Annotated in this window: 5 protein-coding genes and 2 pseudogenes; 3 read left to right on the top strand and 4 right to left on the bottom strand. The window is 44.2% G+C overall.

The window, feature by feature from the left end; all coding sequences use genetic code 11:
- Both IM319_RS22055 and IM319_RS22060 read right to left on the bottom strand, forming a co-directional pair.
- Positions 1-183, bottom strand: a pseudogene (locus IM319_RS22055) (helix-turn-helix domain-containing protein); the annotation flags it as partial.
- Positions 184-256: 73 nt separating this feature from the next.
- A pseudogene (locus IM319_RS22060) lies at positions 257-517 on the bottom strand (copper resistance protein CopD); the annotation flags it as partial.
- Positions 518-630: 113 nt separating this feature from the next.
- On the opposite strand from IM319_RS22060, the gene IM319_RS22065 reads away from it, so the two are divergent.
- Positions 631-3,330 carry a CBS domain-containing protein gene (locus tag IM319_RS22065; RefSeq protein WP_287736935.1) on the top strand — a complete coding sequence of 900 codons (2,700 nt, stop codon included), beginning with the start codon at positions 631-633 and terminating at the stop codon, positions 3,328-3,330.
- On the opposite strand, the gene IM319_RS22070 is transcribed toward IM319_RS22065, so the two are convergent.
- Together IM319_RS22070 and IM319_RS22075 are read right to left on the bottom strand one after the other, a co-directional pair.
- On the bottom strand, positions 3,327-3,491 hold the full coding sequence (locus IM319_RS22070) for a hypothetical protein (RefSeq protein WP_002733784.1): 165 nt from the start codon (positions 3,489-3,491) through the stop codon (positions 3,327-3,329). The two genes, IM319_RS22065 and IM319_RS22070, sit on opposite strands and share 4 nt — an antisense overlap.
- 438 nt (positions 3,492-3,929) lie before the next feature.
- Positions 3,930-4,223, bottom strand: coding sequence for an RNA recognition motif domain-containing protein (locus IM319_RS22075; RefSeq protein ID WP_286825731.1), 294 nt, complete (start codon positions 4,221-4,223; stop codon positions 3,930-3,932).
- A gap of 241 nt (positions 4,224-4,464) precedes the next feature.
- Between IM319_RS22075 and IM319_RS22080 the strand changes: the two genes are divergently transcribed.
- The gene (locus tag IM319_RS22080) at positions 4,465-4,668 is read left to right on the top strand and encodes a hypothetical protein (protein ID WP_287736937.1); all 204 of its coding nucleotides are present in this window, start codon (positions 4,465-4,467) and stop codon (positions 4,666-4,668) included.
- A gap of 20 nt (positions 4,669-4,688) precedes the next feature.
- Positions 4,689-6,239 (top strand): DNA methyltransferase, encoded by a 1,551-nt coding sequence (locus tag IM319_RS22085; RefSeq protein ID WP_287736936.1) that lies wholly within the window; start codon positions 4,689-4,691, stop codon positions 6,237-6,239.
- The last annotated feature ends 96 nt before the right edge of the window (positions 6,240-6,335 follow it).

Raw genomic sequence — 6,335 nt, forward strand, 5'->3', positions numbered from 1 at the left:
TAGCATTGAAGAAGTTTCAGTATATGCTACTCTTTCTTGTCTTTCATACCAAGCTTGTGTTCGTTAGTGGAGAGCTTTGTTGTAAACCAATCTTACACAGCCCAAAGTGCGCCGCAATAGCGACTCTTGTTCGGGTGTGGGGTAAAATCGAGTAGGCTTTTTCCATGTCTCACATTTTAGCATATATTTGGTAAATGTGTTAATATTTAACAGTAAAGCCGTCGTAGAACGACGGGGTTTCAGACCCAAATTTTCGATAAACCGATAAAAAACTATCAAATAACCAAAAATTACGAAAACTGGGCAAATAAATCCAAGTCAGTCCTAAGCCCGTCATTACCTGCAACAATAAAGCAGATAACCCAAAACCCTCAAAATATTGCTCAAATTGACGAATTCGGTCTGGTTCTCGGTTTTTGAGGGCCTGGGGTAGAACGGTGACTGCCAGCAATAAATGTCCACCGGCCCAGACGGTCGCCCCTAGGCTGTGGAGAATTACTAAAATTTTGAACAACATGGGTTTCTCTTGGTCATGATTTGCTAACTTATAGTCCTTGGCTAGGCTATTTCCGAGTATTCAGTAACAATAGATACAGAAAAAATCCTGATATCTTCTCCTTACTAAAAAATATGGATTTAATTTTATGTCATCAAACGGCGGATTTTGACGCTTTGGGGGCAGCGGTGGGTTTATCGTTGCTGAAAGCGGGTAGTCGCATTTTGTTAACGGGGGGAGCGCACCCGACGGTGAGGGAATTTTTGGCCCTGCATCGGGATGAATTCGCTTTAATTGAACTGCGTAGTGTCAATCCGGCCTGTATTCGCTCTTTAATTATCGTTGATAATCAGTGGCGGGAGCGTCTGGGAAAAGCTTCCCAGTGGCTCGATTTAGGGCATTTACAGGCGATCGAATTGTATGATCATCATTTGGATAGTGAAAGCGATATTCATGCCTCTAGCGTCCATTTAGAAGCAGTGGGAGCCACCACGACTTTAATTGTAGAAGCTTTACAAAAAGCCGACATTAAACCAAACTCGATGGAAGCGACGGTAATGGCACTCGGTATTCACGTTGACACGGGTTCCCTGACTTTTGCCGGTAGTACCCCCAGGGATGCCTATGCTTTGGCTTGGTTAATGACCTGTGCTGCTAACATTAAAACGATCGCCCAATACTGTCAACCGAGTTTTTCCCCGCGCTTACAGGAGTTATTTAGCCTTGCTTGGGAAAATCTAGAGATTAAAACGATCCATGACCGTAAAATCGCCCACGTTCTCCTCCATACTGCCGATTTTATCCCCGGTTTGTCTAGTGTGGCCGAGCGCCTACTGGAATTATCCGATAGTGATGCGCTCCTTTTCGGCCATAGTTATAGTAAAGACGAGGAAGATAAGTCCCGACAGCGTTTAACTGTGATTGGTCGCTCTAGAATCGATGGGGTGAATCTATATCGGCTTTTTTCCCCCTATAACGGCGGTGGTCATGCTCAGGCCGCTTCGGTGAGTTTTCGCGATGTTCAGCCAGTTCAACAGTTAAACCAACTGCTAGGGGACTTAATTGCCCAAATTCCACCTTCTCCTACTGCTAGGGACTTAATGTCTTCTCCGGTGCGAACAATTCGTCCCGATACTTCCATATCTCAAGCCGAGCGCATCCTTTTCCGTTACGGCCATTCGGGGTTATCGGTGGTAGATGAGCAGGATCGCTTAGTTGGGGTGATTTCTCGTCGTGACCTCGATTTAGCTCTCCATCACGGCTTTTCTCGCTCTCCTGTGAAGGGATACATGACTTGTAATCCGAAAACTATTACCCCCGACACTTCCCTTCAGGAAATAGAGTCGCTGATGGTAACGTACGATTTGGGGCGTTTACCTGTACTAGAAAACGGGCAGTTAGTCGGTATCGTCACTCGTACAGATGTATTAAGACAGATCCATCAAAATGAGCGGGTGCGTTTTGAAGGGTTTGCTTTGGTTTCCTGTCTTTTACCGGCGATTAAAGAGCGTTTAGAGCCGATTTTATGGTCATTCCTGCAAGCTGCCGCCGCTGCCGCTCAAAAACGCGGTTGGCATCTCTATCTGGTTGGGGGTGCGGTGCGCGATTTATTGTTAGCGACAGAAAGGGATACTTTATTGTTACAGGATATCGATTTAGTTGTGGATGGCTGCCATCGCGCCGCCGATGTGGGTGCGGGGGTGGAATTGGCTAATTGTTTACAGGAAATTTATCCGGAGGCCCGGTTATCGATTCACGGGGAATTTCAGACGGCGGCTTTGTTATGGCACAAAGATGAGCGTTTTGGCTCGTTATGGGTGGATATCGCCACGGCACGCACGGAATTCTATCCCTATCCTGCCAGCAATCCCCAAGTGGAGGCTAGTTCGATTCGACAGGATTTGTATAGAAGGGATTTTACGATTAATGCTCTGGCAATTCGCCTAACTTCGCCGAAAGAGGGGGAATTACTCGACTTTTTTGGCGGTATGTTGGATTTACGCGCCCAACAAATCCGGGTTTTACACGCTAATAGTTTTATCGAGGATCCGACGCGCATCTATCGAGCGGTGCGTTTTGCCACTCGGTTAGGATTTGTTATTGAACCCTTGACAGAAGGCTATATTAGGTATGCGATCGAAAGTGGAGTTTATGATCGCTCACGACAACAAAATCAGAACGCACCGGCTTTACAGTCCCGTTTAAAAGCGGAGTTGAATTATATTTTAGAGGCGGATTACTGGGAAAGTGCCTTAGAAAAGTTGGCCGATTTGGGGGCTTTGCACTGTTTACACGGGGATTTAAGTTTAAATCGGGCTTTATGGCGACAATTGCGCTGTCTCAGTTGTTGGTTAGATTGTTTAAGTCTGGAATTGCCGGTGAATGCTTGGTTAATGCGGTTGGAATTATTAATCGCTTCTCTGGCTATGGGGGAAAGAATAGCGATCGCTAATAATTTACAATTGCCCAAAGATAGTGGGGAGCGTTTACAAAAACTAGAAGTTATGGAAAGGGAGATTAGCAATAATTTTGCTTATGATCGACCCGTTAGTCAAATTGTCAGCTTTTTCAACGGTTATAAGGTTCCTAGTTTGTTACTGGTGGCGGTGAGGAGTGAGACTAGGATGCGGGCTTTAATCTGGCAATATTTAACTAAATGGTCGCAGATCGAGGCTCCTATCGACGGCAATGACCTAAAAGCTTTGGGTTATCAACCAGGCCCCCAGTTTAAATCGTTACTTGCGGCAGTGTTGGGGGCGACTTTAGATGGAATAGTCAGCAATAAAAGCGAGGCTATGGCTTTTATTGCTAGATTAACTAATTCCGCAGATTAGGTATCGGCTGCCCCTTCATTTTCCGAAGATTGTCTTTGATCGCTGGAATAACCGCCTCTACCTCCTCTGGTGGTGGTACGATTAGAGGCAGCCCGGAATTGACGAGCGTAGGCGCGGTTGCGTTCAGCTTTTTCTTTTTTCAAATTACGACGTTTAGCCACAAGAATCTCCTTGGGATAATAGATAGACAAGCGGGGAAACGAGCGCTCGCCTCCCCTATTGACATTGACACTCTCCACCCTAAAAGTGCGGAGATTCTTGGGCTGAATCCTGCCTCCACTAGCAACGCTAATTTTGGTCTTACAGTTTCATGTCTAGTCCGACTACACCCTATAAGGCAAGCACTCTTATGGACTACTCCCCAAGCGTAAATTTCTGTGTGTCCCACAGTATTTAATTGTTTTGCGTTCTTACAGCTTGGACTTAATTGAACACCATTGACTGTTAGAAATTTTGAGATCACGGAGTAGGACGTTTAACCTATTTCCTCACGTTCTCACGCTCGGAACCACCCACAAACATCCTACCACAAAGCCGTCCTAAAAGGACGGGGTTTTCAACCCAAATTTCCGATAACCTAGAATGGTTACGATTGGGGATTAGTAGCGACGATCTTGGCTGCGATCACCGCCAGAAAAGGAAGATTTGGGTTCTCTTTCGCGAGCTTGATTGACTTTTAATTCTCGTCCCATCCATTGAGCGCCGTCAAGAGCGGCAATAGCCTTCGCTTCTTGCTCTGGGGTTTCCATTTCCACGAAAGCGAACCCGCGTTTTCTTTTCGTTTCCCGATCCATGGGGAGGTGAACGCGCTTGATTTTACCATATTCGGTAAAAACTTCCGCTACATCCTCTTGGTCAACCTCGAAAGGGAGATTACCAACATAAATTGACATAAAACCTATCCTTGCACAGATAAAAACAACAGATTTGTAGAGAACCAAGATTTCGGGAACTAGCTGAACCAATACTAAACAGAAATGCTTTGACCATTAATACTGACAACGAGCCGCAGTGCCGACTTTTATTCTCGATCTCCATCCTAGCACATAGCTATTAGCTTTGATTGATTCTGCCTCTCTCGCCACCTGAGCAGATAAACTAGACTAGAATGCTGCCCTATAAAATGCCCTAATTATGAGTTTATCCCCCCATCCGATCGAAACTGCCCTAAAAACCCTGGAAACTAAGGCCGAGGATTCGATTTCTGGGGTGCTTTCCCCACCTGTTGCCGAGAAACGGCAACAAGAGCCGGACTTCCTCCGGCAGTGCGTAGGATGCTCCCAAGAGGGTATCCTCGCCATACCCTCACATCTGGGTACAGTAATACATAACATATAGAACTCTATTCTTAAGGCCAGATGAGTGCTTCCTCCTTCGACTATAGAATGATCGATCCCATTTCTGGGCCGATCGATCCCAAAAAACAAGGGACGTTACGCCATTGGGGAAGTCATCCCTATTTTACCCGGCGCGCTTGGAATGTGGTACAGGAATATATTAAGCGTTTTAGTCAGGTGGGAGATGCGGTTTTAGATCCCTTTGGGGGATCGGGAGTGACTGCGGTAGAGGCTCTAGTTTTAAAGCGAAAGGCGATTTACTCGGATATTAACCCGATGGCTGGTTTTATCTGCCGCAATATCGCTGTTAGTCCCGTTAACATCGATGATTTTCGGTCTGCTTTCGATGACATCGCCAGAAATTGTCAGGAAAAGATTGAGGAAGTTTATCGAATGTCTCCAGAAGAAGCGGCGGATTTAGAGATTCCCTATTGGTATCCGCAAGGGGTTCGTTTACCGAAAAATGCGGACGCAGAATCTGTAGAAAATTTGTTTACCAAACGTCAATTATTTTCCCTTTCTCTAATTCTCAACCAGATTGAATTAATCACCGATCCGATCATTAAAGATTTAATGAGGTTTACTTTCTCGGCAACTCTCAATAAAACCAATTTAACCTTTAGTTCCACGAGAGGAAGAATAGAAAGCCGGGGAAATAGCGGAATTATGCACCGTTATCGCTATTGGATTCCTCCTCAAACTATCGATCTTAATGTCTGGGAACAATTCGAGCAGAAATTTAAGGGGACGGCAAAATTCAAGATCGAAACTAATACAGTAATCGGTGATTTTTATCAAGAAAATTTTTCAATTTTTGATTTCTCAGCGACGGACTTAACTGGCATATCGTCCGAATCCGTGGATTATATCTATACCGATCCTCCCTACGGACAACATATTGCCTATTTAGATCTCTCGACTATGTGGAATGCTTGGCTAGGATTTGAAGTGAGCGATAACGCAAGAGAATTGGAAGCGATCGAAGGAGGAGATTTAAAGAAATCGAAAGAAACTTACATCAATTTGTTATCGAATTCCATTCGAGAAATGTTTCGAGTTTTGAAATTTGATCGCTGGATGAGTATTGTTTTTGCTCACAAAGATCCCGCCTATTGGGATGCGATCGTTAAATCTGCTCAAGAAGCTGGTTTTGAGTATGTAAATTCCTCTGTACAACATTCTACTACGCCCTCATTACACAAAAAGAAAAATCCTCTGACTGTCCTATCGGGAGAGTTAGTTTTAAACTTTAGAAAAGTGAATAATCCCAAAACAATCGCCATCAGTAAAGTCGGGATCGATATCCTGCAAATTATTAAAGAAGTGGCCGAGATGACAATCGTTAAAAGTTCGGGTGCTTCCACAGAAGATATTTATAATGCGCTCATTCCTAAATTATTGGAAAATGGCTTACTAACCCAAGTCAAGAAACAAATAGATGATATTACTCCTTTGTTAAAAGAGGAATTCAACTTTTCGGAATTAGATCATCTCTGGAGAATTCGTACAAATACGAAAATCGGTTGCTTTATGGTTCTTCGTTACTTAGTATGGTTCGATAGGGTGGCATAAATGGACTAAATTCTTATCTGGCAAAAGATTTAATTAATTAGTTCGCTCTAGATCAAAAACAATTGACAAAAATTGCAGCAACGTCTGTCTCTATAA

The sequence above is a fragment of the Microcystis sp. M113S1 genome, assembly GCF_020246945.1.
Lineage (GTDB): Bacteria > Cyanobacteriota > Cyanobacteriia > Cyanobacteriales > Microcystaceae > Microcystis.